The 24370-nt window shown below is 54.4% G+C and carries 26 protein-coding genes; 11 read left to right on the forward strand and 15 right to left on the reverse strand.

Translation table 11 applies throughout. From position 1 onward, the window contains the following. Positions 1 to 183: 183 nt before the first annotated feature. Together YERSI8AC_RS17715 and YERSI8AC_RS17720 are read left to right on the forward strand one after the other, a co-directional pair. Positions 184 to 1539, forward strand: a complete 1356-nt coding sequence (locus YERSI8AC_RS17715) for an aldehyde dehydrogenase family protein (protein WP_022522350.1) — start codon at positions 184 to 186, stop codon at positions 1537 to 1539. Between the two features lie 214 nt (positions 1540 to 1753). Then, positions 1754 to 2617, forward strand: coding sequence for a MurR/RpiR family transcriptional regulator (locus YERSI8AC_RS17720; RefSeq protein WP_009287337.1), 864 nt, complete (start codon positions 1754 to 1756; stop codon positions 2615 to 2617). 64 nt (positions 2618 to 2681) lie between these two features. Here the strand turns inward: YERSI8AC_RS17720 and YERSI8AC_RS17725 are convergent, their stop codons facing one another. Then, on the reverse strand, positions 2682 to 3038 hold the full coding sequence (locus YERSI8AC_RS17725) for a RidA family protein (protein WP_022522349.1): 357 nt from the start codon (positions 3036 to 3038) through the stop codon (positions 2682 to 2684). Between the two features lie 71 nt (positions 3039 to 3109). After that, complete coding sequence (locus YERSI8AC_RS17730) at positions 3110 to 3595, reverse strand: Lrp/AsnC family transcriptional regulator (protein WP_022522347.1); 486 nt, start codon at positions 3593 to 3595, stop codon at positions 3110 to 3112. A gap of 278 nt (positions 3596 to 3873) precedes the next feature. Between YERSI8AC_RS17730 and YERSI8AC_RS17735 the strand changes: the two genes are divergently transcribed. Beyond that, positions 3874 to 5565, forward strand: coding sequence for a 2-isopropylmalate synthase (locus YERSI8AC_RS17735; protein WP_009287338.1), 1692 nt, complete (start codon positions 3874 to 3876; stop codon positions 5563 to 5565). A gap of 25 nt (positions 5566 to 5590) precedes the next feature. Here the strand turns inward: YERSI8AC_RS17735 and YERSI8AC_RS17740 are convergent, their stop codons facing one another. Continuing rightward, the gene (locus YERSI8AC_RS17740) at positions 5591 to 5932 is read right to left on the reverse strand and encodes a TraR/DksA family transcriptional regulator (RefSeq protein ID WP_027958037.1); all 342 of its coding nucleotides are present in this window, start codon (positions 5930 to 5932) and stop codon (positions 5591 to 5593) included. A gap of 79 nt (positions 5933 to 6011) precedes the next feature. Here YERSI8AC_RS17740 and YERSI8AC_RS17745 point away from each other — a divergent pair, with 79 nt between their 5' ends. Beyond that, a complete protein-coding gene (locus YERSI8AC_RS17745) occupies positions 6012 to 7208 on the forward strand; it encodes an MFS transporter (RefSeq protein WP_141440744.1) in 1197 nt (398 codons plus the stop codon). Positions 7209 to 7219: 11 nt separating this feature from the next. On the opposite strand, the gene YERSI8AC_RS17750 is transcribed toward YERSI8AC_RS17745, so the two are convergent. Beyond that, the gene (locus YERSI8AC_RS17750; protein ID WP_159177246.1) at positions 7220 to 8074 is read right to left on the reverse strand and encodes a universal stress protein; all 855 of its coding nucleotides are present in this window, start codon (positions 8072 to 8074) and stop codon (positions 7220 to 7222) included. 164 nt (positions 8075 to 8238) lie between these two features. Between YERSI8AC_RS17750 and YERSI8AC_RS17755 the strand changes: the two genes are divergently transcribed. Genes YERSI8AC_RS17755 through YERSI8AC_RS17765 form a run of 3 tightly spaced genes read left to right on the forward strand, consistent with a single transcriptional unit; the run spans position 8239 to position 10026 of the window. Further along, the gene (locus YERSI8AC_RS17755) at positions 8239 to 8640 is read left to right on the forward strand and encodes a fluoride efflux transporter FluC (protein WP_022522342.1); all 402 of its coding nucleotides are present in this window, start codon (positions 8239 to 8241) and stop codon (positions 8638 to 8640) included. Further along, complete coding sequence (crcB, locus tag YERSI8AC_RS17760) at positions 8637 to 9023, forward strand: fluoride efflux transporter CrcB (RefSeq protein WP_022522341.1); 387 nt, start codon at positions 8637 to 8639, stop codon at positions 9021 to 9023. The genes YERSI8AC_RS17755 and crcB overlap by 4 nt, the downstream gene beginning before the upstream one ends. A gap of 46 nt (positions 9024 to 9069) precedes the next feature. Next, a complete protein-coding gene (locus YERSI8AC_RS17765; RefSeq protein WP_022522340.1) occupies positions 9070 to 10026 on the forward strand; it encodes an arsenic resistance protein in 957 nt (318 codons plus the stop codon). A gap of 17 nt (positions 10027 to 10043) precedes the next feature. Here the strand turns inward: YERSI8AC_RS17765 and cfa are convergent, their stop codons facing one another. The 3 genes from cfa to YERSI8AC_RS17780 form a co-directional block, all read right to left on the reverse strand. Next, positions 10044 to 11204, reverse strand: a complete 1161-nt coding sequence (gene cfa, locus YERSI8AC_RS17770) for a cyclopropane fatty acyl phospholipid synthase (RefSeq protein WP_009287341.1) — start codon at positions 11202 to 11204, stop codon at positions 10044 to 10046. 222 nt (positions 11205 to 11426) lie between these two features. Further along, positions 11427 to 12284, reverse strand: coding sequence for a universal stress protein (locus YERSI8AC_RS17775; protein WP_159177247.1), 858 nt, complete (start codon positions 12282 to 12284; stop codon positions 11427 to 11429). 19 nt (positions 12285 to 12303) lie between these two features. Beyond that, complete coding sequence (locus YERSI8AC_RS17780; protein WP_022522338.1) at positions 12304 to 13794, reverse strand: SulP family inorganic anion transporter; 1491 nt, start codon at positions 13792 to 13794, stop codon at positions 12304 to 12306. A 481-nt stretch (positions 13795 to 14275) separates the two neighbouring features. Here YERSI8AC_RS17780 and YERSI8AC_RS17785 point away from each other — a divergent pair, with 481 nt between their 5' ends. Further along, entirely contained in the window at positions 14276 to 15292 is a 1017-nt protein-coding gene (locus YERSI8AC_RS17785) for an isocitrate dehydrogenase (RefSeq protein WP_009287343.1), read from the forward strand. A gap of 25 nt (positions 15293 to 15317) precedes the next feature. On the opposite strand, the gene YERSI8AC_RS17790 is transcribed toward YERSI8AC_RS17785, so the two are convergent. Continuing rightward, on the reverse strand, positions 15318 to 17528 hold the full coding sequence (locus YERSI8AC_RS17790) for a heavy metal translocating P-type ATPase (RefSeq protein WP_159177248.1): 2211 nt from the start codon (positions 17526 to 17528) through the stop codon (positions 15318 to 15320). 68 nt (positions 17529 to 17596) lie between these two features. Between YERSI8AC_RS17790 and YERSI8AC_RS17795 the strand changes: the two genes are divergently transcribed. Continuing rightward, positions 17597 to 18076: a MerR family transcriptional regulator gene (locus tag YERSI8AC_RS17795; RefSeq protein ID WP_022522335.1), complete on the forward strand. Its 480-nt coding sequence runs from the start codon at positions 17597 to 17599 to the stop codon at positions 18074 to 18076. Between the two features lie 7 nt (positions 18077 to 18083). On the opposite strand, the gene YERSI8AC_RS17800 is transcribed toward YERSI8AC_RS17795, so the two are convergent. Next, positions 18084 to 18860 carry a ZIP family metal transporter gene (locus YERSI8AC_RS17800; protein ID WP_039859457.1) on the reverse strand — a complete coding sequence of 259 codons (777 nt, stop codon included), beginning with the start codon at positions 18858 to 18860 and terminating at the stop codon, positions 18084 to 18086. Positions 18861 to 19033: 173 nt separating this feature from the next. On the opposite strand from YERSI8AC_RS17800, the gene YERSI8AC_RS17805 reads away from it, so the two are divergent. After that, positions 19034 to 19603 carry a sigma-70 family RNA polymerase sigma factor gene (locus YERSI8AC_RS17805; RefSeq protein ID WP_022522334.1) on the forward strand — a complete coding sequence of 190 codons (570 nt, stop codon included), beginning with the start codon at positions 19034 to 19036 and terminating at the stop codon, positions 19601 to 19603. Between the two features lie 22 nt (positions 19604 to 19625). Beyond that, positions 19626 to 19823 carry a zf-HC2 domain-containing protein gene (locus YERSI8AC_RS17810; protein WP_223828130.1) on the forward strand — a complete coding sequence of 66 codons (198 nt, stop codon included), beginning with the start codon at positions 19626 to 19628 and terminating at the stop codon, positions 19821 to 19823. A 170-nt stretch (positions 19824 to 19993) separates the two neighbouring features. Here the strand turns inward: YERSI8AC_RS17810 and YERSI8AC_RS17815 are convergent, their stop codons facing one another. The 6 genes from YERSI8AC_RS17815 to YERSI8AC_RS17840 form a co-directional block, all read right to left on the reverse strand. Continuing rightward, positions 19994 to 20644, reverse strand: coding sequence for a peroxiredoxin (locus YERSI8AC_RS17815; protein ID WP_022522333.1), 651 nt, complete (start codon positions 20642 to 20644; stop codon positions 19994 to 19996). 224 nt (positions 20645 to 20868) lie between these two features. Further along, entirely contained in the window at positions 20869 to 21906 is a 1038-nt protein-coding gene (locus YERSI8AC_RS17820; RefSeq protein WP_009287346.1) for a CNNM domain-containing protein, read from the reverse strand. 98 nt (positions 21907 to 22004) lie between these two features. Beyond that, positions 22005 to 22616, reverse strand: coding sequence for a LysE family translocator (locus tag YERSI8AC_RS17825; RefSeq protein ID WP_022522332.1), 612 nt, complete (start codon positions 22614 to 22616; stop codon positions 22005 to 22007). Positions 22617 to 22778: 162 nt separating this feature from the next. After that, positions 22779 to 23246 (reverse strand): S-ribosylhomocysteine lyase, encoded by a 468-nt coding sequence (locus tag YERSI8AC_RS17830; protein WP_022522331.1) that lies wholly within the window; start codon positions 23244 to 23246, stop codon positions 22779 to 22781. 32 nt (positions 23247 to 23278) lie between these two features. Continuing rightward, positions 23279 to 23626: a putative quinol monooxygenase gene (locus YERSI8AC_RS17835; protein WP_022522330.1), complete on the reverse strand. Its 348-nt coding sequence runs from the start codon at positions 23624 to 23626 to the stop codon at positions 23279 to 23281. 61 nt (positions 23627 to 23687) lie between these two features. Continuing rightward, complete coding sequence (locus YERSI8AC_RS17840; RefSeq protein ID WP_009287348.1) at positions 23688 to 24365, reverse strand: haloacid dehalogenase type II; 678 nt, start codon at positions 24363 to 24365, stop codon at positions 23688 to 23690. Positions 24366 to 24370 lie beyond the last annotated feature (5 nt).

Consider the following 24370-nt stretch of genomic DNA (forward strand, 5'->3'; position numbering starts at 1 on the left):
AAGGTCACTTTACACTAACTGTTTATATAAACCGTTTACACTAACCATCTACACCGATGTCTAAATCAACTGGCTAAATCAACGAGCTATGCCATCGGGCTATGCCAACGAAAGCAGATACGGCTATTGAACTGCAGTATTTAACGTTAACGCCACGCCGGTAACGGCATATGAGGAGAGTCCATGACGCGCGATATGACGGGTGACTTTCAAACGCAGCGCCACGCTGTCGATCAAATGCCCTACCCGACGCTAACGGTGCGTCGTGACCGGCTGGCCCGCCTCGCGCGTATGACCAAGCATCACCAGCTTGAGATTATCCGCGCGATTCAAACGGATTTTGGTCAGCGCAGTGAGGTGGAAATACGCATGGCTGAAATCAGCGCGGTGCTCCACGCCATTCGCCATGCCAGACTGCATCTATGGCGCTGGATGCGCCCTTGGTCGGTCAGCATGCCGTGGCGATTGATGCCTGCCCGGGCACGCATCGCGCCGCAGCCGCTGGGCGTTGTCGGCGTGATGTCACCCTGGAATTACCCCTGGAGTTTGGCGCTAATGCCGATAGTGGATGCATTTGCTGCGGGCAATGTGGTGATGCTTAAACCCAGCGAGCACTCCCCCGCTACCAGCGCCCTACTGCAGCGACTGGTGCCGCAATACTTCACCCCTGAAGAACTCAAGGTAGTAGAAGGCGATGTAGAGGTGGCGCGTCGTTTTAGCAGTTTGCCGTTCGATCACCTAGTGTTCACCGGCTCCAGCGCGGTAGGTCGGCAAGTGGCCCAAGCAGCCGCGGCGAATTTGACCCCAACGACGCTTGAACTGGGCGGCAAGTCGCCCGCCATCGTGGCAGGCGATGCGGATTTCGACAAAGCGGCAGCAGATATTATTTTTGGAAAAGGCATGAACGGCGGGCAAACCTGTATCGCCCCCGACTACGTGCTGGTTGAGAGCCGCCATATTAATGCCTTGGTTAAAGCGTTGAGCGAGGCTATTCAACGGCAGCGCCCCGACGATCATGCGGCCACCCACGCGATTAACGCGGCCCACCAGCAGCGGCTAGATGCCATGCTGCAAGAAGCCCAAGACCACGGCTGCAGAGTCATCGATCACGGCACTCATGCCCCAGCGCTGATTATCGACCCCCACCAGGGGCTACAGGTGATGCGCGAAGAGATTTTTGGCCGCTGCCTACCGGTAATTGGCATTAGCGATATGTCGGCCGCAATACGTTATGTGAATGCCCGCCCTCACCCGCTGGCACTGTATGCCTTCACACATGATAAGGGCTTACAGCAGCAGTTGCTGCAAACGACACGCTCTGGCGCACTGGTGTTTAATGCCACGCTTCTTCATCACGCCGTTCCTTCACTGCCCTTTGGCGGCGTCGGCGAGAGTGGCATGGGCGCCTACCATGGCCGTCACGGCTTTGAGCGTTTTAGCCACTTACGCAGCGTTTTTTATCAATCAAAACGCACCTCGAGCCACTTGCTTTATCCACCTTATCGGCGCTGGTTAATGAAATTGTTAGGAGTCGGTTAAAGCTTAAGAACTGATGATCGTTTGCTAATAACAAATTTTCACAATGCCCTTATGATATATTTCACATACGCTCTACGTTGGAATTATCTACAAAGCCCACGTAAGCACAGCAGAAACTGCCCTGAGCATTTGCAACAGCTTACTGAAACTCGTGGGAAAACTTTTGTAAGCATAGGAAATTTGCTGCTTTCCATACACGACACGGAGACCGTTAATGGCTCATGACTTACTTGACCGCTTACGCGAACGTTTAGAAGAACTCAACCGATCGGAGCGTAAAGTCGCCAATGTAATTCTTGAAGACCCAACGGTCGCCACCAGCCTAAGCATTGCCAGCCTGGCCCAGGCAGCTAGCGTCAGCGAACCCACGGTTAACCGGTTTTGCCGTAACTTTGGCGCCAAGGGGTATCCCGATTTTAAAATCAAATTGGCCCAGAGCTTAGCTGGCGGCACACCCTATGTGACCCGTGCAGTGGAGCCTGGCGACTCCGCCACCCAGTACACCCACAAAATCTTTGGCGCCACCATCGCCGCCCTCGATGAAGCCCAGCGCGACATCGATATGGGTGCTGTCGAGCGCATGGTCGACTACCTTACCCAGGCCAAGCAGATCCATATTTTTGGCTTGGGTGCCTCTGGCGCGGTGGCCCAGGATGCCCAGCACAAGTTCTTCCGCTTCAACCTGCCGGTGATGGCCTACATTGATGTGCTGATGCAGCGTATGGTCGCCGCCGCTTGCCATACGGGGGATGTGGTGGTGATTATCTCCTACACCGGGCGCACCCGGGAGCTGGTGGATATCGCCCGTTTGGCGAGGGATGCAGGGGCCGTCGTTCTTGGTATAACCGCGCCAAACTCGCCACTGGCCAACGAATGCACCGCCACCCTGGATGTCGCTACCCCCGAAGACACCGACCACTACATGCCGATGACCTCGCGGGTAATTCAATTAACGCTGATTGATGCGCTGGCCACTGGGGTAACCTTGAGGCGTGGTGAAGACTTCTTACCCCACCTCAAGAAAATCAAAGACAGCCTGCGCGACACCCGCTTTCCGGTAGAAAAGCCCGGTAAGTGAATGATAAATAGCAAGTGAATGGAAAATAGTGAAGGGTGAATGGTGAGTAGCGAATAGAAAGCAGTTAGCTCACTGCGGCAGTCACCGTAATTTCCACTTTAAGCTCATCGGCGGGCATGGGCGCGCAGACGCAGGTGCGCGCCGGTGCGTAGCCTGCGGGCATCCAGGCATCCCATACCCCGTTCATAGCGGCAAAGTCACTGCCCTCTTTCAGGTAGATCGTCGCGCTAAGCAGCTGCTCACGGCTTGAACCAATCTCTTTCAGTAGCGCATCCACCCGCGCCAGCATGCTTTCCGTTTGGGCAGTAATGTCGCCCTCGCGGGCCTCCGGGCCAGCCACTTGGCCGCACAAATAGGCCACGCCCTGGTGAATCACCGCACGGCTCATGCGGGCTTTTGTATCGTGGCGTTGAATGGTCATAGGGAAAACTCCTAGTGGGTTTAAGAAAAGCAGTCTAAACCGCTTGGCTTACCCTTGACTATGCCTTCTTATCAAAGCCGATCCGTAGGTACCGGCCGATGCTCAAAGACCCGCCGCAGCACAAAGCTGGTATGCGCGCCGGTAACACCCTCGATGCGGTTAATCACATGCAACAGCAGGTGTTGGTAGTCATCCATGTCCCGCACCAGGATTTTGAGCTGAAAATCCGCCGCCTGACCGGTAATGATCAGGCACTCGATAACGTTGGGTATCTCACGAATATGGCGCTCAAAATTATCGAAGCGCTCCGGCGTATGCTGATCCATGGAAATATGCAGCAGCGCCATTAACTGATAGCCCAGTTGGCGGGAATCGACCTCCGCACGGTAGCGCAGTATTAGGCCGTGCTCCTCCAGAGCCCGCACCCGGCGCAAGCAGGGCGAAGGCGAAAGCCCGATTCGATCAGCCAACTCCTGATTACTGATGCGCCCCTCCTGCTGCACAATATCCAGAATATGGCGATCAAATCGATCAAGCGACAGCGGCATTACGGCCATAGAAAGCAGCTCCTACCAATAAAAGCGAATTATGCGATATTTAATGTCAATTATTGGCGATAACACTACATTTTCGCAATAACCTTTCGTCGCTCTCCGCATACACTATGTCAAGTACGAGATAGCTAGTAAAAGATAGTCCAGTAAGAGATAGCTCAGTACCACAAGAGTCATTGCCACAAGCAGCCCCTTAAAGTGCCTCACCCTGGCACTGCAGCAATGCGGCATACGCCACAAGCGGCCGCTTTTAACAACTCACCGCCTTTAGGAAACTCACCATGTCTGCTTTTGATCATCGCAAATATCGCCCTGCGCCCCGCGTACCTGCCTTCAATCGCCAATGGCCAGATCGTGACCTGGATCATGCCCCGATCTGGGTGAGCGAAGACCTACGCGACGGCAATCAGGCGCTGCTTGAGCCGATGACCGTTGAGCAAAAGCAACGCTTCTGGCAGCAGATCGTTAAAGTGGGCATTAAAGAAGTCATGGTAGGCTTTCCTTCGGCCAGCCAGCCCGACTACGACTTCGTGCGTTGGCTGATCGAAGAGAATCAAATTCCCGATGACGTCACCATAGCGGTACTAGTGCAGTGCCGTGAACACCTGATTGAGAAGACCTTTGCCTCGCTGGTGGGTGCCAAGCGCGCCATTGTTCACCTATATAATTCCACCTCCACCATTCAGCGCGAGCGGGTGTTTGAGATGGATCGTGCCGGGATTGTCGATATTGCGGTACAAGGGGCCACCTGGGTCAAAACCTACGCCGACCAATACCCCGAGATTGAGTGGTGTTTCGAGTACACCCCGGAAAGTTTCTCCAGCACCGAGATCGATTTTTCGCTGGAAATCTGCGAAGCGGTGATGGATGTGTGGCAGCCGACGCCAGAGAATAAATGCATTCTCAACCTGCCCACCACGGTGGAAGTGGCCGGGCCGCACCATCACGCCGATCAGATTGAGTACTTTTGCCAGCACATTAGCCGCCGCGACAGCGTGATTATCTCGGTGCACACCCACAATGACCGCGGTGGTGCGGTAGCCTCTGCTGAACTCGCCCTGCTGGCCGGCGCCGAGCGGGTAGAAGGCACCCTGCTGGGCAATGGCGAGCGCACGGGCAATATGGATATCGTCACCCTGGCGATGAATCTCTACAGCCAGGGCATCGATCCTGAACTGGATCTATCCAACCCTGATGAAATCATTCAGGTGGTCAACGAGTGCACCGGTATCGCTATACACCCGCGTCACCCCTGGGTGGGCGAGATGGTCTACACCGCTTTCTCGGGCAGCCACCAGGATGCGATTCGTAAATCCCTCAAGCACCAAAAACCCGACGAGCCTTGGCAAGTGGCTTATCTGCCCATCGACCCCCATGATATCGGCCGCGATTATCAGGCGGTAATTCGCGTCAATAGTCAGTCCGGCAAGGGCGGTATGGCTTTCCTGCTTGAGCGGGATTACGGCATTAACCTGCCGCGCTGGATGATGCTGGCTTTGGCCCCCTTTGTTCAGCAAGAGAGCGAGCGGCGCGCCAGCGAACTCTCCAGTGAAATGATTCGCCAGGTGATGTTCGACAATTTCACCCAGGAAGCGCCCCTATCTCTTGTGGATTATCAGCTCTCCAAAGGCCAGCAGGAAGGCATTGAGCTGACACTGAAACAGGGTGACGAAACGCTGCGCCTTTCTGGCAAGGGCAACGGCGCGATGTCGGCATTTACCGATGCGTGGCAACGCCACTCCGGCAGCAGTGTAGGGATTATCGATTACAGCGAGCATTCGCTGGGTGCCAGCAGTGAAGCCAATGCCATCGCCTTCGTTCAGCTCAATATCGATGGCCAACGGCTTTGCGCAGTGGCCGAAGATAGCGACACCGTGAGTGCATCGCTCAAGGCACTGTTGTCAGGTATTAACGCAACGATTAATCCTGGTCAGACAACTGAGCAGCAGCAAGAAGCTGCCGCCGAAGCGTAAACGGCTTGGCTCTAAGGAGCAGGGTCTAATCAGCACACTCAATACACTTCAGCACTAATGGGTCCCAGGTGAGGCGTTTGGCCCCAATCCATTCGCCGCACTCTATACACTCACCAAAGCTTTCACTCTCAATGCGTTGCAGGGCAGCGGCAATCTGCTTCAGCTTTAGCTGACGTCGCTGCTCGCCTGCTTTGGCCATCGCTTGCCCTTGCATTGCATCCATACGCGACAGCCGACCTACCGACGTTTGATCCAGCATCACCGTATCCCGGGACTCTTCACTGCTGGCGCTCTCCTCGCGGAGCGTGGCGTCAAGAGCAAGTAATTTCTCACGGATAACGACTATATCCACCTCAGGGTGATTCATCTGCACCTCCCACTAGCCTACAATCATTTACCAACAATCGTTAACCTACTAATTATTTGATCGCGAAGGGAACGTTACGATGGGCTATCGCACCCTGCTGCGCGATCACCGCAGCGTACTCAGTATCGCTTTTCTAGCGATGTTTAGCTCAAGCCTTGGGCAGAGCTACTTTATTGGTCTTTTTCAAGCGCCCCTTTCAGACCACCTGGGTCTTAGCGTCGGCCAGTTTGGCACCGCCTATGCCGTGGTTACCCTGATAGCGGGTTTCTGCATGCTGCGCTTTGGGCCCTCCATCGACTGGATTAACCCACAGCGCTTTGCGGCAATCGTCTTGTCACTGCTGTTAACCGGCGTTGTACTGCTTACCTTATCGCCCTGGTGGTGGCTGGGGATAGTCGGCCTTGGCATAGTGCGGCTATGCGGCCAGGGCATGTTGACCCATTTGGGTAACACCCTCGCTGCCCGAGAGTTTTCCACCATGCGCGGCCGTGCCATTGGCCTGGCTAACCTAGGGATACCGCTGGGAGAAGCGCTGCTGCCCCCGTTAGTGGCGGCTGCGCTTATCTGGAGCAGTTGGCAAACCTTCTGGTGGCTACTGTGTGGCGTCATCGCCTTGCCTTGGCTGTGGCTACTGTTAAAAGCACCTTGGCCCGACGCACCGGGCGTTAAACCAACCAGGCAGACGCCCCATGGCCCTCGTCCCTTTCGCGAAAAACGCTTTTGGCTGCTAATGCCACTATTAATGGCCCTCCCCATCACCATGACGGGGCTGTTTATCTATCAAGCGCAATTAACGGAGTCTCTGGAGAGCTCCCTGGCGGTTTACGCCCTGGCGCTGACCGGCATGGGAATCGCCAAACTGCCGGGGGCCTTATTAGGAGGCCGCTGGGTGGATAAACTGGGCCCCGTAAAGCTAGCCCGCCTTTACCTACTCCCCTACGCCTTTGCCATGGTGATGGCACTCACCATTGGCGGGCATATCAGCATTTGGGCATTGATGGTAGGGGGCGGCTTGGCCATGGGCGCGCAAGAGCTAATTGCATCGGGTCTGCTGATCAAGCTATGGGGAGCTGAGCACCTAGGGAGGGTTCGCTCCGCTCTTAGCGCTGCCATGGTGTTCTCCACCGGCGTCGCGCCCGCCGTACTGGGGTTAGCCCTTAGCGCAGGCGCTCCGTTCCATGCGCTTCTGTTGGGCATGCTGGTGTTTATCATCGCCGGTTGGCTACTGGCTCAGCGTGTACTGCGGGAAACCTCCACTATCCCGGCTGAGCCATAAAAGTGCAGAAATCAGCGCAAAATCAGCACCGGCAACTGGGCATTACGCAACATTGTGGTGGTAGTACTGCCGACCAGCAGGTGACGGATCCGCGAGTGGCCGTAGGCGCCCATCACCAGCATGTCGATATCATGCTCTTGCTTATAGGTACGCAGCGTCTCTTCCACCTCGCCCGCGCGTATCGCCCCTTCGGCGGTGTGCCTGGCCTCGCGTAAGGTTTCCAGCGCCCAGCTCAGCTGCGAGCGGTTTTCAGCGGTTTCCGCGCCCACAATCACCACGTGGCAGGTAGCGCCCTCAAACAGCGGGCTTTTGGCCAGCATTTCCACGCCTCTACGAGCCGTTTTACTGCCGTCAAACGCCATCATCACATTGTGCGGTTGAGTAAACTCTTTCGGCACCATGAGAATCGGGCGATGCATTTCCCGCACCACGCGCTCTAGGTTGGAACCTAAATGACCACTGGCTTGGTGCGCCGTCTCGCCCCGCTTGCCTACCACTAACAGCCTTACATCTTTTTCATTCTCGACCAGGGTTTCCACCAGAGTGCCGTTGCGCTGCAAACACTGCGGGTCGGCAATACCGGCGTTGGCCGCGCGCTCCTTGGCGGCGTCGAGTAGCAGGCGGCCCCGCTCGCGGGAGACTTTGGCATGCTGCTCTTCAATAGCTGACAGCTTTTCCAGCAGGTGCTCTCTAGTACCTAGTCCCAGGTTACCGGTTAAATCCGGCTCGGCTACCTGGGCATGGTTATCCACGGTATGAATAAAACTGAGCGGAGCATCCAGGGCTTGGGCGGCCCAAGTCGCATAATCACACACGCCTTCTGAAAACTGAGAACTATCAATAGCTGCCAACACGCGATCTGACATGAGGTACTTCTCCTTGAGCATCAACATTATTTTTATATTCTCACCCTTTTCTACACGAACTCATTACCCCACGACACCCTAAAACGTTCTTACGTGCTTCGGACGCTATAAAACGCACATGCTAAACTTAGCGGCCTATTGAAGTTGGCGACTCGGAGGAAAGCATGGGGCATGGCTTAACAAGCGTACTGTTAGTCGCACTAGGCGGCGCGCTGGGCGGGATGGGACGATTTGCGGTTTCAAATCTACTCGCCCGCTATCTCGGCAAGGCCTTCCCCTGGGGAACCCTGGCGGTTAACGCCAGCGGAGCCTTTCTAGCGGGCTGGCTGCTCGGCAGCCTAGGTATCGCTAGCGCCCCCTCTTCTGTATGGCTGTTCACCATCGGAGGTGTGTTAGGTGGCTACACCACTGTCTCCTCTTTTAGCTTGCAGACCATTGAGCTATGGCAGGGCGGCCAGCAACTCCGCGCAGGCATTAATGTGGGCACCACGCTGCTGCTTGGTTTAGTCATGGTCACCCTGGGCTGGTTGTTATCAGGGGCTTCTCTGTCAGGAGCGACCTTATGAGCGCCTGGAAGGCTTACCTTGCGGTAGGTGTCGGTAGCGGCGTGGGCAGCGCGCTGCGCTACGGCGTTTCGCTATTATCCCAGGCAGCACTAGGGGGCTATTTCCCCTGGGGAACACTCATTGTTAACGTACTGGGTTCGTGCTTAATCGGTTGGTTGGCCGCCACCCTCTCGCGCTCCCCCCACAGCCAGCTAGCGCGTTTTCAGCCATTATTGGTGGCCGGTTTTTGCGGCGGTTTTACCACCTTTTCGCTATTTAGCTTAGAGACGCTACATCTGGTGCAGTTAGACCGCCCGGGGATTGCGCTGGTTTACATTGTGGTTAGCCTTCCCCTTTGGCTGGGCGCTGCCGTGGTGGGTGAGCGCATGGCGCTTTTTCGTTAGCAAAACAGCCCCGATTGCAAAACCGTTAGCGACAGGATGTGCCAGCATGCGCGATCAGATGGAAAAGCATCAGTCTTGGCTCTACCTGATTTTCATTGGCTTAGGCCTAACGTTAGGCATCAGAGCACCGCAATTCGCTGAGCCGCTAGCGCATTTTTTATGGCCGCTGTTAGCGGTGCTGCTTTACGCCACCTTTACGCAAATTCCTTTGCTGCATATTGCCCGAAGCTTCGCTGACACACGCTTTATGGCCGCGTTGATGGTCGGTAATTTTATTGCCATTCCAGCCTTTTTAGCCCTTACCGTTATTTGGCTACCACTCTCCCCCGCCGTGCTGGCAGGCGTTTTACTGGTACTGCTGGTGCCCTGCACCGATTGGTTTATCACCTTCACGCATTTAGGCAAGGGCGATAGCGCTCGGGCCGTTGCCGCCGCCCCACTACTGCTGCTGGTGCAGTTAGTCGCGTTACCCGTTTATTTGTGGCTGTTCCTGGGCAGTGAGTGGTTTCAGCTAACGCTCTCTAAAGAACTATTGAGCGCTTTTGCAGGGCTTATTCTCACGCCTTTAGCACTCGCCTGGTTAACCGAGTACATAGCCCAGCGTCACAAGACAGTTAAACGCACCGTGTATTACCTGGAAATACTGCCAGTGCCCTTACTGGCCTTAGTGGTGTTTATGATCGCCGCTTCCCAGGTCAACACTGTGTTCGGCCTTAGCCAAGTGTTGGTTCAGGTGGTGTTTATTTTTATTGGTTTTTTACTCTTTGCAGCTCTATTGGGTAAGGGGCTTGGCAAGTTGTTTAAGCTACCCACCGCCAGCGCTAGAACGCTAGCGTTTAGCTTTGGTACACGTAACTCTTTTATGATGTTGCCCATCGCCCTGACGCTACCCAGCGCTTGGCAGGCGGCGGTTGTGGTGGTGGTGTTTCAATCACTGGTAGAGCTATTTGGTATGGTGACACTCTTACGCTGGGTGCCCAATAAGCTACTGCCAGATCCCTAGCTTGTGTTAGATAGCGATTAGCTAACGCGGGAATAACCGCCCAGTACCCCCTGCTTACTCATCACCAGTTGCCAAAGATGAATTTCTCTGGCTCGGAAAGCACCGGCGCAACTCAGCAGGTAGTAGCGCCACATGCGATAGAAACGCTCGCCATACTGGCTTTCGAATGTGGGCCAGTGCCTCTCGAAATTATTGTGCCATGCCATCAGAGTACGGTCGTAATCAGCCCCAAAGTTATGCACATCCTCCACCACAAACAGTGCTTCGGCGGCATCAGCTATTTGCCCCAAGGTGGGCAGTTCGCCATTGGGGAAAATATATTTATCAATCCAGGGGTCAGTCACCGTGTTGCTTAAGTTTTTGCCGATGGTATGTAGCAAAAACAGGCCGTCATCCTTTAAGCAGCGGTTAACCACGTTCATATACTCGCGATAATTTTTATGCCCCACATGCTCAAACATGCCGATGCTGACAATACGGTCAAACTGCTCGCTTTCATTGCGGTAATCCTGCAGTCGAAACTCTACCGGCAAGCCCTTTTTGATCAATCGTTGCCCAAACTCCGCTTGCTCTTTGGAGATAGTCAGGCCCACGCACTCAACACCATAGTGCTCAGCCGCGTAGGCCATGAAGCTTCCCCAGCCGCAGCCAATATCCAGCACGCGCATGCCTGGCTTTAATTGCAATTTACGGCAGACGAGATCGAGCTTGGCTTCCTGGGCCTCGTCCAGGGTTTTGGCATCTTTCCAGTAGCCGCAGGTGTAGGTCATGCGCTGATCGAGCATGGCCGCGTAGAAGTCATTACCCAGATCGTAATGCTTTTCGCCCACTTCCCAGGCACGCTTCACCGTTTGCCGATTCAGCAGGCGCGAACGCAGAGAGTGATAAATCAATTGAGTGGGCTTGATACGCTGCCCGAGCTGGGCACGCATTAAGCGGTAAAACAGCTCATCAAGCCGATCGGCGTTCCAGTCCCCCTTCATGTAGCTTTCGCCAAACCCAAGATTGCCTCGCGAAAGAGCGCTATCAATAACGCCGGGGGCATTCAATTGGATATCCCAGGGGCGGTGCCCGTCGAAATGAATATCGGCTTGGGCCAGTAGCTCAGCAACAAAACGGTGGGAAGTAGAGGCTTCGTCGAAGCCAACAGGCTTTTTTTCCAACATAGGCATGTTCACAGCAGGCTCCTTACGCTATTCCAGTGGGTGAATAGGTTACAACCTGACTACTAGCATAGAAGCGCATGGCAACATTAGCATCATTTGATGGAGATCATTTATGCACTGCAGAGACTAAAAAGCCGGCTCACTCAAGAAAGAGGGCCGGCTGCGAAGGTAATACGCACAGCGAGCTAAACGGTTATGCGCTGCTGCTTTTTTTGAGTTTTAGCTTATTGAGCCCTAGCGCAAAATCAGCACCGGTATGCGGCTACCACGTAGCATAGCCGTTGTGGTGCTACCTACCAGCAAGTGGCGAATACGCGAGTGCCCATAAGCGCCCATCACCAGCAGGTCAATACCATGCTCTTTTTCGTGAGCTTGCAGGGCTTCATCTACCTCGCCTGCACGAATGGCGCCTTCGGCTTGGTGGCCCGCATCGCGCAATATGCCTAACGCCCACTCAAGCTCGGAACGGCGTTCAGCCGTTTCCGCACCCACGATCAGCACATGGCACTCAGTGCCAGCAAAAAGCGGCGAACGAGCCAGCATCTCGACGCCTTTACGGGCGGTTTTGCTGCCGTCAAAGGCCATCAATATCTTTTCAGGTCGCTTGAAGGTTTTCGGCACCATTAGGATCGGACGGTGCAATTCACGCGCCACCCGTTCAAGGTTAGAGCCAAGGTGGCCACTGGCCTGGTGGGCGGTTTCACCGCGCTTACCCACCACCAGCAACCGTATGTCTTCCTCAAGCTCTAACAAGCTTTCCACCAGGGTGCCATTGCGTTGGCGCGTGGTGGGGTTGCTGACTCCATCATCGATAGCGCGCTCTTTAGCTGCTTCCAGCATGAGCTTGCCATGCTCGCGATTCACTTTAGCGCGCTGCTCATCAAGCTCGGAAAGCTCTTTCATCAGCCTTTCGCGGGCACCGAAACGCAGGTTGCCGGAAAGGTTCTGCTCTTCGGGTACTGCTGAGTGGTTGTCGACCACATGCACAAAGGTTAACGGTGCATCCATAGCCAAGCTTGCCCAGGCAGCATAATCGCAGACGCCTTCAGAAAACTGGGAGCCGTCAATAGCGGCTAATACTTGATCTGTCATGTCGCTCTCCTTGCGTTGGTTAGTGGCCGCCCATCAGCTTTTCAACCGCTTCGGGGTCGTTGTGTACCGCATAGCGATCCACGACCGTCGCACTGGCCTCGCTCAAGCCCACAAGCTCTACCTCGGTACCTTCACGGCGGAATTTAATCACCACGCGATCCAGCGCCTGCACGGCCGTCACATCCCAAAAATGCGCACGAGAAAGATCAATCGTCACTTTCTCGATACTTTCCTTAAGATCAAAAGCGGCCGTGAAACGCTCAGAAGAGGCGAAGAACACTTGGCCGACCACCTGATATTCACGCTGCTTACCGACTTCCACTTCTTTTGAACCAACGTAGAGAATGTTGCCCACTTTATTAGCAAAGAATAGCGCTGCTAGCAGCACGCCTACAAAAACACCAATCGCTAAGTTATGTGTACTGACGGTAACTGCAACTGTTGCCAGCATGACAATATTGGTGCTTATCGGATGCTTTTTAAGATCACGAATCGACTCCCAGCTAAAGGTACCGATCGACACCATAATCATTACCGCCACCAGCGCCGCCATAGGGATCTGCGAGACCAAGTCTGCTAAAAAAACCACCAACATTAATAGCACCACGCCAGCAATCAGCGCCGATAACCGCGTACGACCACCGGACTTAATGTTAATCACCGATTGGCCGATCATGGCGCAGCCCGCCATGCCACCCAGTAGTCCAGAGCCAATATTGGCAATTCCCTGCCCTTTGCACTCGCGGTTTTTATTACTTGGCGTATCGGTCAGATCATCGACAATGGTGGCAGTCATCATAGACTCAAGCAGACCGACCACGGTTAGCATCATCGCGTAAGGTAGAATGATCCATAGCGTTTCCAGGTTCAGCGGCACACTTGGCCACAGGAATACAGGCAGCGTATCAGGCAGTTCCCCCATATCACCGACGCTGCGGATATCCATACCGCTGATCATATAGACCGCGGTAAGCACCACAATACAGACCAGAGGTGAGGGGATGGACTTACCGATGACAGGTAAATAGGGGAACAGGTAGATAATGCCCAATCCGGCCAACGTCATGGCATAGACATGCCAAGTCACATCGGTCAACTCCGGTAGCTGTGCCATGAAAATCAAAATCGCCAGCGCATTAACGAACCCCGTCACCACTGAGCGTGACACGAAGCGCATCAAATCCGCGAGTTTCAGGTAACCCGCAATAATCTGGAATACACCAGTCAACAGCGTGGCGGCCAGCAGGTATTCAAGCCCATGCTCTCTCACCAGCGTCACCATCAGTAACGCCATAGCCCCCGTCGCCGCCGAAATCATGCCAGGGCGCCCCCCCGTGAACGCAATGACCACCGCGATACAGAAGGAAGCGTAAAGACCAACTTTGGGGTCAACGCCTGCAATAATTGAAAAGGCAATCGCCTCGGGAATCAGTGCAAGGGCGACAACGATTCCCGAAAGCGTGTCGCCTTTAATGTTGGAAAACCACTCTTGCTTGGTATAGAGAGACATTCAGGGAGTCCATGGCTGGAGGTTAAGATTTTACAAACTCTCGACGCGGCGCATCAGCACACACAAGACGTGCGGCGTCAAACCAATGAGTCAGTGCTGGAGCAATCTAGGGTGCGGCCGACAGTAGCATGCTGCAACGCCATGACAACGCAATTAACGAGGCCAGACGTTTTCTTGAGGAGGGGGAAAACCTAGGGCGGAGTCATCAGCCCTGAAATAGGTAGTTTCTGAAATAAACGTGAAAAGATCATTACCGTTATGCCTTGCTGTAAGAAGAACGCAAAGTTAAAGCGTGGCGCTATAAGCCGCGGCATTCTAGCAGCAATTAGCGCTCTTTGCACCCGTGCTACACCCTTTGCAGGGTGCCCTCCAGACTCAATTTGGCGTACCATTACGCTCGAAAATGATGTCTTATCAAGTCCCAACTATTTACGTTGAAGCGGCATACGCAACACACTTGTCGCTCAAAGAGGAGCAGCACATGAGCCAATCTATTGCAGTCATCAAGGGCGACGGTATCGGTCCCGAAATTATGGAGGCCACGCTGCGAGTACTCGACGCCTTAGATTGTGGCTTAACCTACCAGCACATCGATGCTGGCTTAGGTGCCCTTGAAAAGCATGGCACGCTGATTCCCCAGGAGTCGTTGGATGCCATCGAGAAATACGGCATTGCGCTGAAGGGCCCGCTAACCACGCCGATTGGCAAAGGCTTCTCCTCGATTAACGTGCAGCTACGTCGTCACTTTGACCTTTATGCCAATGTGCGCCCGGCGATTAGCTTCCCCGGTACCCGCTCGCGCTACGACGATATTGATATGATCACCGTGCGCGAAAACACCGAAGGCGCGTATCTTTCCGACGGCCAGGAGATGATAGACGACGGCGATACTGGCATTTCGGTGATCAAAGTGACTCGCAAAGGCTCCGAGCGCATTGTGCGCTACGCCTTTGAGCTGGCCAAAAACAACGGTCGCAAAAAAGTCACCGCGGTACACAAAGCCAACATTATCAAAACCAGCTCGGGTTTGTTCCTGGACGTAGCGCGGGAGATTGCCAAAGAGTACCCCGAGATCGAATTCCAAGAGATGATCGTCGATAACGCCTGCATGCAGCTGGTAATGAACCCACATCAGTTTGATGTGGTGGTCACTACCAACCTGTTTGGCGATATTCTCTCTGACCTTTGTGCGGGCTTAGTCGGCGGTTTGGGTTTGGCTCCAGGGGCGAACATCGGCGAAAAAGCAGCGATTTTTGAAGCGGTGCATGGCTCAGCGCCGGATATCGAAGGCAAAAACATCGCTAACCCCTGCGCCTTGCTGCTCGCCGCAGCACAAATGCTTGATCACCTGGGCATGACAGAGAAAGGCACCGCCATCCGCCAGGGTATCCGTACCGTGCTGGAAACCCGCCGCGATATGGTCACCCCCGATATGGGCGGCACTGGCTCTACCGACTCCTTCGCCCAGGCGTTGGTTGAGTACGTACAGAGCCACTAGTCGACTCTTTCTAGCTGATCGCTTTCTAGCCAATTTCATTAAAGCGGTAACGCAATAAGTACAATGCATTGAGGGTGACCAGCACGGTCGCCCCAGTGTCAGCCATTACCGCGACCCACATCCCTGTAATCCCCAGCACCGTAGAGACCAAAAACAGCGCCTTGAAGCCAAGCGCCAAGGCCACGTTGGTTTTTACATTGCGCATGGTCGCCCGGGAAAGTGCGATCATCTCGGCTATCCCACCTACGCGGTTTTTAAGCAGCGCGGCGTCGGCGGTTTCAAGCGCCACATCGGTACCGCTACCCATGGCAATACCCACTTCTGCCGCTGCGAGTGCCGGTGCATCGTTAATACCATCGCCCACTTTACCCACTGGCCCAAGCCCTTGCGCCTGCCACTCGCGCACGCGCTGGGCTTTATCTTCCGGCATCAGCTCGCCTTCTGCTTCAATGCCCAACTGTTCACCAATGGCCGCCACGGTGCGGGCATTATCACCGCTGAGCATCACGGCTTGCACACCTAGGCGCTCTAACGCTTGAAGACCTTCGCGAGCATCTTCACGGGGTTCATCACGCAGAGCGATTAGTCCTAATAGGCGCTCACTTTCTATCCCGTCCTCTCCTTCTATCCCTATTTCTATCAGTACGGCCAGGCTTTTGCCCTGCGCTTCCAACGCCGCAATACGGGCTTTTATCTCACCGGTGTGCTGGGTGAAAGATTGTAAATAGCGCGGGCTCACCAGCATTAACTCACGTCCTTCGACATGTCCGGCAACGCCCTGCCCTGCTAGCGCACGAGCACCTTGCACAGTAGGTACCGAAGCCCCCTCCTGCCGGTCATAATAGTCACTGATCGCCACAGCGAGGGGGTGGCTCGAGCCCTGCTCCAGAGCGGCAGCAAGACGCACTATCTCAGCGCAACGGCTTTTATCAAGACGGCTACCCGCTTCAAGGCTCTCTACATCCGTCACGGTGGGTTTGCCCGCGGTTAGCGTGCCGGTTTTATCCAGCGCGACCCGCTTGAGTTTGCCTAACTGCTCTAATACCGCACCGCCTTTCATCAGCAGACCGTTGCGAGCGCCCACCGATAACCCGGCTGCAATGGCCGCGGGCGTCGAAATCACCAGCGCACAGGGGCAAGCAATAAGCAGTAGCGCTAGGGCGCGATAGATGGATTCCGACCACAGCATCGTCGATACCAGCGGCGGTACGATAGCGACCAGCAGCGCCACCCCGACGACCGCAGGCATATAGTAAAACGCAAAGCGGTCAATAAAACGCGCCACTGGTGCTTTGGCCGCCTGAGCCTCCTCCACGAGCTTAATCACTCGGGCGATGGTGTTGTTTTCAGCGCTGCGGGTTACCTCAACTTCAAGCACGCCATCCAGATTGACGGTGCCAGCAAATACTGACTCGCCTTCGCTACGCTCCCGTGGCACCGACTCACCATTCACAGGCGATTCATCAATCGAGGAGTGACCGGCAATAATTTGCCCGTCACAGGGCAGACGGTCGCCAGGGCGTACCTGCACTCGTTGCCCCGGCACCAGAGACGCGGCAGCAACTTCCCGAGCTTCGCCCTGCTCCATCAACCGCGCAGTAGAGGGAGTCAGCTTGGAAAGCGCCGAAATACTGCGGCGCGCCTGAGCGGCGGCAACGCCTTCCAGCATCTCCCCCACTGCAAATAGAAACACCACCACTGCCGCTTCAGCGGCGGCGTTTATCGCCAGTGCCCCTAGGGCTGCGATGCTCATCAGCATTTCAATGGTGAAAGGGTTACCCATCTTAAGCGCCTGCCAAGCACGCTGAATAACCGGCACAAGACCAACGACCGTTGCGGCGATGAACGGCCAACTGCCCAGGGTGGGCCAGGCGAATTTAAGCCCCCAGGCAAGCGCCAGCAATACACCACTGACAATCACCAAACGCCCTTTAGGCGACTGCCACCATGAGGACGACTTTTCCGATTCAGTTGTGTTCACCGACTCATCGATTACCTGGTAGCCCAGAGCCGTGATCGTTGACTCAATATCGGAATGTGGCAGGGTCTTACCGGGCGGTGCGGTTAATCGCACCGAGCCGGTGACAGAACTCGCGGAAACATGTTCAACATGGTTTAAACGATTTAGCGCCGCCTCAACTTTACGTTCGCAGCCACCGCAGTCCATACCTTGCACGCGCAGGGTGGTCGGCGACGGAGAAACTGCAGAGGTTTTAGCCGGTGTGGTCGTACTCATCGCTCTTTGCTCCAAGTTAGTCTATCTTAGGAGCAGCGTAATACCTGTAGTCACTAGAGGTTCAAGTAATGAAAGATCAAACCCCTGAGCCAACTGCCACTGAACGTTATATCGGCATTGGTGAGCTGGCACGCGAGTCCGGCTGCAAGCCAGAAACGGTGCGCTACTACGAACAGATTGGGCTACTGCCTTCAGCACCGCGCAACGAAGGCAATCAGCGGCGCTACACTACTGCTGCTATCCGCCGTTTGACGTTTATTCGCCATGCGCGGGATTTTGGCTTTTCGGTGGAGGCAGTCCGGGAGCTGTTACAAATGGCGGATTACCCCACTATGCCCTGCGAAGAGGTAGACACGCTAGCGAAGCGTCACCTAGCCGAGGTCGAGGCACGACTTGCACGACTCACCTCGGTACGCGATGAGCTCAAACGCATGATCAATCAATGTGCGGGGGGCAATGTTGGCCAGTGCCATATTATTGACGTACTCAGCGACCACCGGTTGTGCCATCAAACGGGGCCTCACGGTGGCGCGGATGTCATAGGTTAACGCGCAATTAACCCAGCCACACATCCAAGAACAGCATAATCACCAGCCCCATCGCCAAGCCAAAGGTGGCTTTTTTCTGGTGCCCGCAGCGGTGGGTTTCGGGGATGATTTCGTGGCTGATCACGTACAGCATCGCGCCGGCGGCAAAGGCCAGGCCCCAGGGCAGCAGTATTTGGGAAACGCTGACAATACTGGCACCAAATAGCCCGCCAACGGGCTCGATTAGGCCGGTTAGCGCAGCAATCGACCAGGAGCGCCACTTTGAGTAGCCCTCGCCCATTAAGGCGACCGCAACGGCGAGTCCTTCTGGCATGTTCTGTAAGCCAATACCGATCGCCAGGGGCATACCGCCCTCTAACCCATTGGCCCCAAAGCCAACGCCCACTGCCATGCCTTCCGGCAGGTTGTGGATAGTAATCGCAAACACAAACAGCCACACCCGGCGAAGCGATGCAGCCTCCGGCCCTTCACGGCCCTGGGCAAAATGCTCATGGGGCAGATGCTCGTTAAGCAGCGCAATCGCGCCCATTCCTAACAAAATAGCCGCACAAACAATCGCGGCAGGCACGGGGCCACCGGGATAATAGATTTCCGCAGCGTCAAGCGCTGGAATAATCAGCGAAAAGAATGACGCTGCCAGCATTACCCCCGCCGCAAAACCTAACGCCAAATCACGAAAGCCACGGCTAGGCGTTTTACCTAGCAGCACCGGTAGCGCACCTACCGCCGTCAACAATCCAGCAATTAAGCTGCCCAAAAACCCTAATAACAACGTATTTTCCATGGACAGCATAAACTCGGTTGGCATTCAGAAAGGCATCAAAGAGAACGACACGTTGTTGTCTAACGTGGTATCAACACGTACTTTAACGCATTAATGCCTAATGAATAAATAACGATGGTTTTCATTAGCGCGATGTCAGTAGTGCGCCTTGGGAACATTAAAAGGGGATTCTCGTGCCTCATTCCGCTACGTTCGCCGCCGCCCACTTTACCCAGCTACGACCCCGCTTAGTGGCCTTTGCGCGCTTGCAGTTACGCGACTCTACCGCCGCTGAAGATGCTGTACAGGAGACCCTGCTCACCGCCTTTGAGAAAAGCGCCACCTTTGAAGGGCGCTCCGAGTTCGAGACCTGGGTATTTGGCATATTAAAATACAAAATTCTGGATCAACTGCGTCAACAGCGCCGTCAAGGTACTTGGCAACCGTTAGGCCTGGACTTAGATGACGACACCCTTGACCGTCTATTTCAACAGGATGGTCACTGGCAAAGCGCTGCCCGCCCCAGCCACTGGGGAGAGCCTGAGCAGGTGTTAGAAAACCAGCGTTTTTGGCAAGTATTTGATGCCTGCTTGATAGCCTTACCGGAGAATATCGCACGCGTATTTACCTTGCGTGAACTCATGGGGCTCTCCACCACAGAGATCTGTAAGGAAACCGGCATTACTGAAACCAACTGCTGGGTCATCTTACACCGTGCGCGTTTACGGCTAAGAGAGTGCTTGGATCATGGTTGGTTAAATTAGCTGAGGGGAACCTGATATGCTTATGTGCCGCGAAGCCACGAGGTTGATGTCTTTAAAACAGGACAAAATATTAACATTGCGTGAAAAGATGGCTCTTCGTCTTCACCTGTCGATGTGCCGGGATTGCCGTCACTGCGCCCGCCAATTTGATCTGTTGCACAACATTAGCGACCACCACCCCGCCTCGCGAATCTCTTCCCGCAAAACGCTAGACGATTAGCTTTTTCGGCTAAGTGCTGCAAACCACTACTCTCTCCTGCTTCGCTTCTCCGTCAGCGAACTCCTACGTACGCCCGACAAAAACATTGTATAGAGTCCACTTGATGGCCCATGCAAAAGCCAGCGCATAGGCGCTGGCTTTTCGCTTTTTACACTATTCTACTAACGCAATTAACGCAGTGGCGTCTTACGCAGGTAAGGCAGAACCGTTTCATACTCGCCATACTTCTGCTTGGCATCGGCGTCAGAAACGCTAGGCGGAATAATCACGTCCTGACCTATCGTCCAATCAGCTGGGGTGGCAACGCCGTGTTTCGTCGTGGTTTGCAATGCATCCAGGGCGCGTAGGATTTCCGCAAAGTTACGCCCTACGGTCATTGGATAGGTCATGGAAAGCTTCAACTGCTTATCCGGCCCGATAATAAACACCGAGCGCACCGTTGCGCTGTCTGCTGGCGTGCGGCCATCGGGCAGGTAGGCATCTTCCGGCAGCATGTCATACAGCTTTGACACCGTAAGACCGTCGTCGGCGATGATCGGAAAATCGACTTCGCTGCCGCTGACGGTTTGGATGTCATTGCCCCAGCGTTTGTGGTCTTCAACACCATCCACGGAAACACCGATTACTTTGGTGCCACGTTTCTTCCACTCTGCGCTCAGCTGCGCGACGGCACCGAATTCTGTCGTGCAAACCGGGGTAAAGTCTTTAGGATGCGAAAACAGGATCGCCCAGCTGTCGCCAATCCAGTCATGAAAACGAATCGGCCCTTGGCTCGTCTCCGCTTCGAAATCGGGCACGACTGCATTAATACGTAATGACATGCTTTCCTCCTTAATGGGCGTTAGACGCCCTAATAGCTTATTTGACTTTCAACACCTTCACTATAGATCATTTAGCGCTAAGACAGCGAGTCGTAGTACAACGTTCCCTCGCTCTGCCAAGCGTAGTCTAACGGCGTAAAAGCCTGAATATAAATGCCTGTAAAAGCAGAACGGCGCCCCAAGGCGCCGCTTTAAATCAACAACAGAGAGCACCTTCTTTGGGATTACTCGGCTGCTTTGGCAGCTTTATCTTCCCGTTTAACCCGCTTGATCCACTGCTGTTTAGCATAGTGGCGTAGATTGGCCACATTGTCGGTCTCATCGACAATATCTTGCCCCAGAATGGTTTCGATAATGTCTTCTAACGTGATTAAACCTACAAAAGTGCCATGCTCGTCGTAGACAACCCGCATGTGCAGGTGATCTTTTAGCATAGAGGTGAATACCTGCTCGATGTTATGTGAGACGTCCACGCTGCCAATCGGATGCATCAACTCGCGCATCGTTTTGGCATCGTCAGCGTGGTACATATCGGCTTTATGCACATAACCAAAGGCCTGCTCACCGTTGTCCATCACTGGGAAGCGCGTAAACGGTGCTTTGCCATACTGCTCATCGAACGTTTTCACGGTCATGTCAGGCAAAACGGTTTCACACACCGTGCGCGGCGTCATCGCTTTGCTGACGACGATATCGTGCAAGTTGAGCATATTGATAATGGTGCGCGACTCGTCCTCGTCCAGAACCTTCTCTTCCAGGCCGACGCGGGCAAGTACTTTAATTTCATCACGCAGATCGACATCATGCTCTGACTTACCTAGCCGGCGGGTGATCTGCTCCGACATCCAGATAAAAGGCAGCAAGCCAATGATCATCGGGTTTAACAGGCGTGGCAAATACGGTGACAAGCCGCGCCAGTACGTCGCGCCTATGGTTTTAGGAATAATTTCCGACAGTATTAAAATCGCCATTGTCATTACTGCCGAAACGATGGCAATAGAGGCTTCGCCAAACACGACCGCCGCTTGAGCCCCCACAGCAGTTGCACCAACAGTATGGGCAATCGTATTGAGCGTCAAAATAGCGGCTAGGGGCCGGTCGATATTAGCCTTCAGGCGCGTAAGCGAGGCGTGCAGCTTGGGGTTGTCTTCTTTCTGCTTAGCAATATAGCTGGGTGTAATTGAAAGAAGCGCCGCTTCAAGGATGGAACATAAAAACGAGAACGCGATTGAAAGGGTAGCAATCGTGATTAGGAGGAACATGAGGGCCTAGAGTGATGGGTTGTACCCAGTTTATAGGGGCATCATAAGCGGAAGTCAATGGTTCTCTATCGTGCGCTCGCCACCACGCAAAGCCGCATTCATGGGCGCAGCGGCAACGCAGCCCCGATGGCAACGAAGATGCCGCCGCAAGTGCGATTGAAGCCGCGGCCAACACGCTTCAGCCAGTGGCGAATGCGGTTAGCCATATTGGCGAGCAGGCCTTCAACCATACATTCAATAGCCACAAAGGTGCCTGTCAGCACGAAATATTGCAGCATCAAACTGCGCTGTGGGTCGATAAACTGAGGTAGAAAAGCACTAAAAAATAACAGTACCTTGGGGTTGGTAACCGATGCCAGCACCCCCTGGCGGTACAGATGCCACCCGCTCGCTTGGCTTGCGCTCACATCCACCTCGCCCGTAATCGGCGGCGAGCGCCATACCTGGATACCCAGCCAAATAAGATACCCCCCACCGACCCATTTCAGCACTGTTAACCACACCACCGACGACTTAAGCAGCGCACCAATGCCAAACATGCACAGGGCAATAATCAGCATAAATCCTGTGGCGCCGCCTACGATGGTAAACAGGGTTCTACGGCTGCCATGTAGCGCGCCGTGGGTCAGCGCCAGCAGGCCGTTTGGCCCAGGCGAAAGCGAAAGGCCAAGGCAGGCGATTAGGTATAAAAGCCACGTGTCCAACAGCATAGTAACGCTTCCCCCATGAAAAAATGCTTTCAATGCGCCAGCATGTCACTGTTGGTCGGCGTTTTCCATTCGTTAAAGCACGCTCAATAAAAACGCCTCCCCCTTTGCTATATGTAACAAGGGGGAGGCGCCGTCTAACGACCTTTTGCTGCCACATAGCGCTTAGGCGAACACTTCAGTCCACTCACTACGCTTGGCCAGTAGGCCTTTGGCCAATTCTTTAGCGCCTTCCAGGCTGTGGCTGGCGGCCCAGCCGCACTGCATCTCGTTGCAGGCAGGCACTTCGGTGGCTTCTAGCACATCGTTCAGGGTTTGTTCGATGATAGTGATCACACCGTCGTAGTCGTCGTGGTTAATCATTGCGATGTAGAAGCCGGTTTGGCAGCCCATGGGGCTGATATCGACCACTTTATCGGTGTGATTGCGCGACAACTCAGCCATCAAGTGCTCAAGGGAGTGCAGTGCCGGCATCTCCATATGCTCTTTATTGGGCTGGCAGATACGCAAGTCATATTTATGAATACGGTCGCCGTTCTGGCCTTCTTTAATATCGGCTAACCGAACGTACGGGGCTTTTACCTTGGTGTGATCCAGGTTAAAGCTCTCGACGTTCATCTTTTTATCGGTCATGTTGGCTCCTTTTTCACTAAACCTTGATTCGCTTAAACCTTGGGCGCGTCAAAATTCCATGGTTCGTCGGTATAAACACACACGTTGGCATCTTCGATATCGCCATCCGGCGCTTCAACGTGCTTGGCAAAGAAGTCTTGAATCTCTTTGCGCTGACAATGGGCTTCAAACTCTTCGCGACTGGCCCAGATTTCATGAAAAACAATCGGATAACTGGTGCCCTGGGCGAAGGGGTTATCAATCTGCCGGGTTACGGTGTAGTGAATGCACGCATCTTCCCGGTGGGTGTTCGGCTCTAACGACTGAAGCGCTTTGAATACCGCTTCTTCTTTGCCAGGTTTGGGCTTAAAACCGGCAACACAGTAAATTTTTTCTGACATGGTCATCTCCTAAGTCGTTAAGCGTACGTCATTATGCGGCTTGTCGACGTAGGTTAACAACCTAGCGGATTATGCGCTCGGCCAATGCTTCTAGATCGGTAACCGTCATATCCGGCTCGACACCCCAAGGGTCGAAAGGGGCGTCGGAACTGCGCCGTATCCAGGCACTGCGTAGGCCTGCATGGGTGGCGCCAATCACATCAAAAGGGTTACTGGAAACCAACCATGTGTGCTCGGGGCGTGTCTCTAAGCGGCTACGCAAATGCGCGTACACTGCTGGGTCTGGCTTAAAGCGTTTTACCTCATCGGCGCTGATTACATCGTCCATATGGCTCTCAACGCCTGCTCGAGTGAGTAACTTGGACACGGCATCTGCTGTGCCGTTCGAAAACGCCACGCAGCGTATGCCCGCTTCGCGAAGCTGATCGAGCGCAGGCACTACATCGTCAAACGCGGGCAGCTCAGCATACACCGCCATCAGATGATCTTGGTCATTATCCGAAAGCCCGGTTTGCAGTGCGCGGTCAATAAAAACCAGCGCTTCGCGGGTGCACTCCGAGAACGGCACGTAAGCCCCCATCAGGCCGTGGCGAAAGCTGTACTCAAGCTGCTTATCGCGCCAGCGGCGAGCAAATTCGCCAGCTTTGGAAGCATCCGTTAGGCGATGTTCGAGCTCAACAGTAACGCCTTGGGTATCGATCAGCGTACCGTATACATCGAAGGCTAAGACCGGTTGCATCGTTG

The organism is Halomonas sp. 113, from assembly GCF_904067645.1.
GTDB classification, from domain to species: domain Bacteria; phylum Pseudomonadota; class Gammaproteobacteria; order Pseudomonadales; family Halomonadaceae; genus Vreelandella; species Vreelandella titanicae.

Coding starts and splice junctions, on each gene's coding strand:
- YERSI8AC_RS17820 (WP_009287346.1), bottom strand. CDS start 21,906: ATGTTCCTCCTAATCACGATTGCTACCCTTTCAATCGCGTTCTCGTTT.
- YERSI8AC_RS17735 (WP_009287338.1), top strand. CDS start 3,874: ATGTCTGCTTTTGATCATCGCAAATATCGCCCTGCGCCCCGCGTACCT.
- YERSI8AC_RS17730 (WP_022522347.1), bottom strand. CDS start 3,595: ATGGCCGTAATGCCGCTGTCGCTTGATCGATTTGATCGCCATATTCTG.
- YERSI8AC_RS17800 (WP_039859457.1), bottom strand. CDS start 18,860: ATGGAAAATACGTTGTTATTAGGGTTTTTGGGCAGCTTAATTGCTGGA.
- YERSI8AC_RS17810 (WP_223828130.1), top strand. CDS start 19,626: ATGTGCCGCGAAGCCACGAGGTTGATGTCTTTAAAACAGGACAAAATA.
- YERSI8AC_RS17775 (WP_159177247.1), bottom strand. CDS start 12,284: ATGACAGATCAAGTATTAGCCGCTATTGACGGCTCCCAGTTTTCTGAA.
- YERSI8AC_RS17830 (WP_022522331.1), bottom strand. CDS start 23,246: ATGACCGATAAAAAGATGAACGTCGAGAGCTTTAACCTGGATCACACC.
- YERSI8AC_RS17840 (WP_009287348.1), bottom strand. CDS start 24,365: ATGCAACCGGTCTTAGCCTTCGATGTATACGGTACGCTGATCGATACC.
- YERSI8AC_RS17750 (WP_159177246.1), bottom strand. CDS start 8,074: ATGTCAGATCGCGTGTTGGCAGCTATTGATAGTTCTCAGTTTTCAGAA.
- YERSI8AC_RS17765 (WP_022522340.1), top strand. CDS start 9,070: ATGCGCGATCAGATGGAAAAGCATCAGTCTTGGCTCTACCTGATTTTC.
- YERSI8AC_RS17715 (WP_022522350.1), top strand. CDS start 184: ATGACGCGCGATATGACGGGTGACTTTCAAACGCAGCGCCACGCTGTC.
- YERSI8AC_RS17740 (WP_027958037.1), bottom strand. CDS start 5,932: ATGAATCACCCTGAGGTGGATATAGTCGTTATCCGTGAGAAATTACTT.
- YERSI8AC_RS17780 (WP_022522338.1), bottom strand. CDS start 13,794: ATGTCTCTCTATACCAAGCAAGAGTGGTTTTCCAACATTAAAGGCGAC.
- YERSI8AC_RS17835 (WP_022522330.1), bottom strand. CDS start 23,626: ATGTCAGAAAAAATTTACTGTGTTGCCGGTTTTAAGCCCAAACCTGGC.
- YERSI8AC_RS17745 (WP_141440744.1), top strand. CDS start 6,012: ATGGGCTATCGCACCCTGCTGCGCGATCACCGCAGCGTACTCAGTATC.
- YERSI8AC_RS17795 (WP_022522335.1), top strand. CDS start 17,597: ATGAAAGATCAAACCCCTGAGCCAACTGCCACTGAACGTTATATCGGC.
- crcB (WP_022522341.1), top strand. CDS start 8,637: ATGAGCGCCTGGAAGGCTTACCTTGCGGTAGGTGTCGGTAGCGGCGTG.
- YERSI8AC_RS17790 (WP_159177248.1), bottom strand. CDS start 17,528: ATGAGTACGACCACACCGGCTAAAACCTCTGCAGTTTCTCCGTCGCCG.
- YERSI8AC_RS17755 (WP_022522342.1), top strand. CDS start 8,239: ATGGGGCATGGCTTAACAAGCGTACTGTTAGTCGCACTAGGCGGCGCG.
- YERSI8AC_RS17825 (WP_022522332.1), bottom strand. CDS start 22,616: ATGCTGTTGGACACGTGGCTTTTATACCTAATCGCCTGCCTTGGCCTT.
- YERSI8AC_RS17785 (WP_009287343.1), top strand. CDS start 14,276: ATGAGCCAATCTATTGCAGTCATCAAGGGCGACGGTATCGGTCCCGAA.
- YERSI8AC_RS17725 (WP_022522349.1), bottom strand. CDS start 3,038: ATGACCATTCAACGCCACGATACAAAAGCCCGCATGAGCCGTGCGGTG.
- YERSI8AC_RS17815 (WP_022522333.1), bottom strand. CDS start 20,644: ATGTCATTACGTATTAATGCAGTCGTGCCCGATTTCGAAGCGGAGACG.
- YERSI8AC_RS17720 (WP_009287337.1), top strand. CDS start 1,754: ATGGCTCATGACTTACTTGACCGCTTACGCGAACGTTTAGAAGAACTC.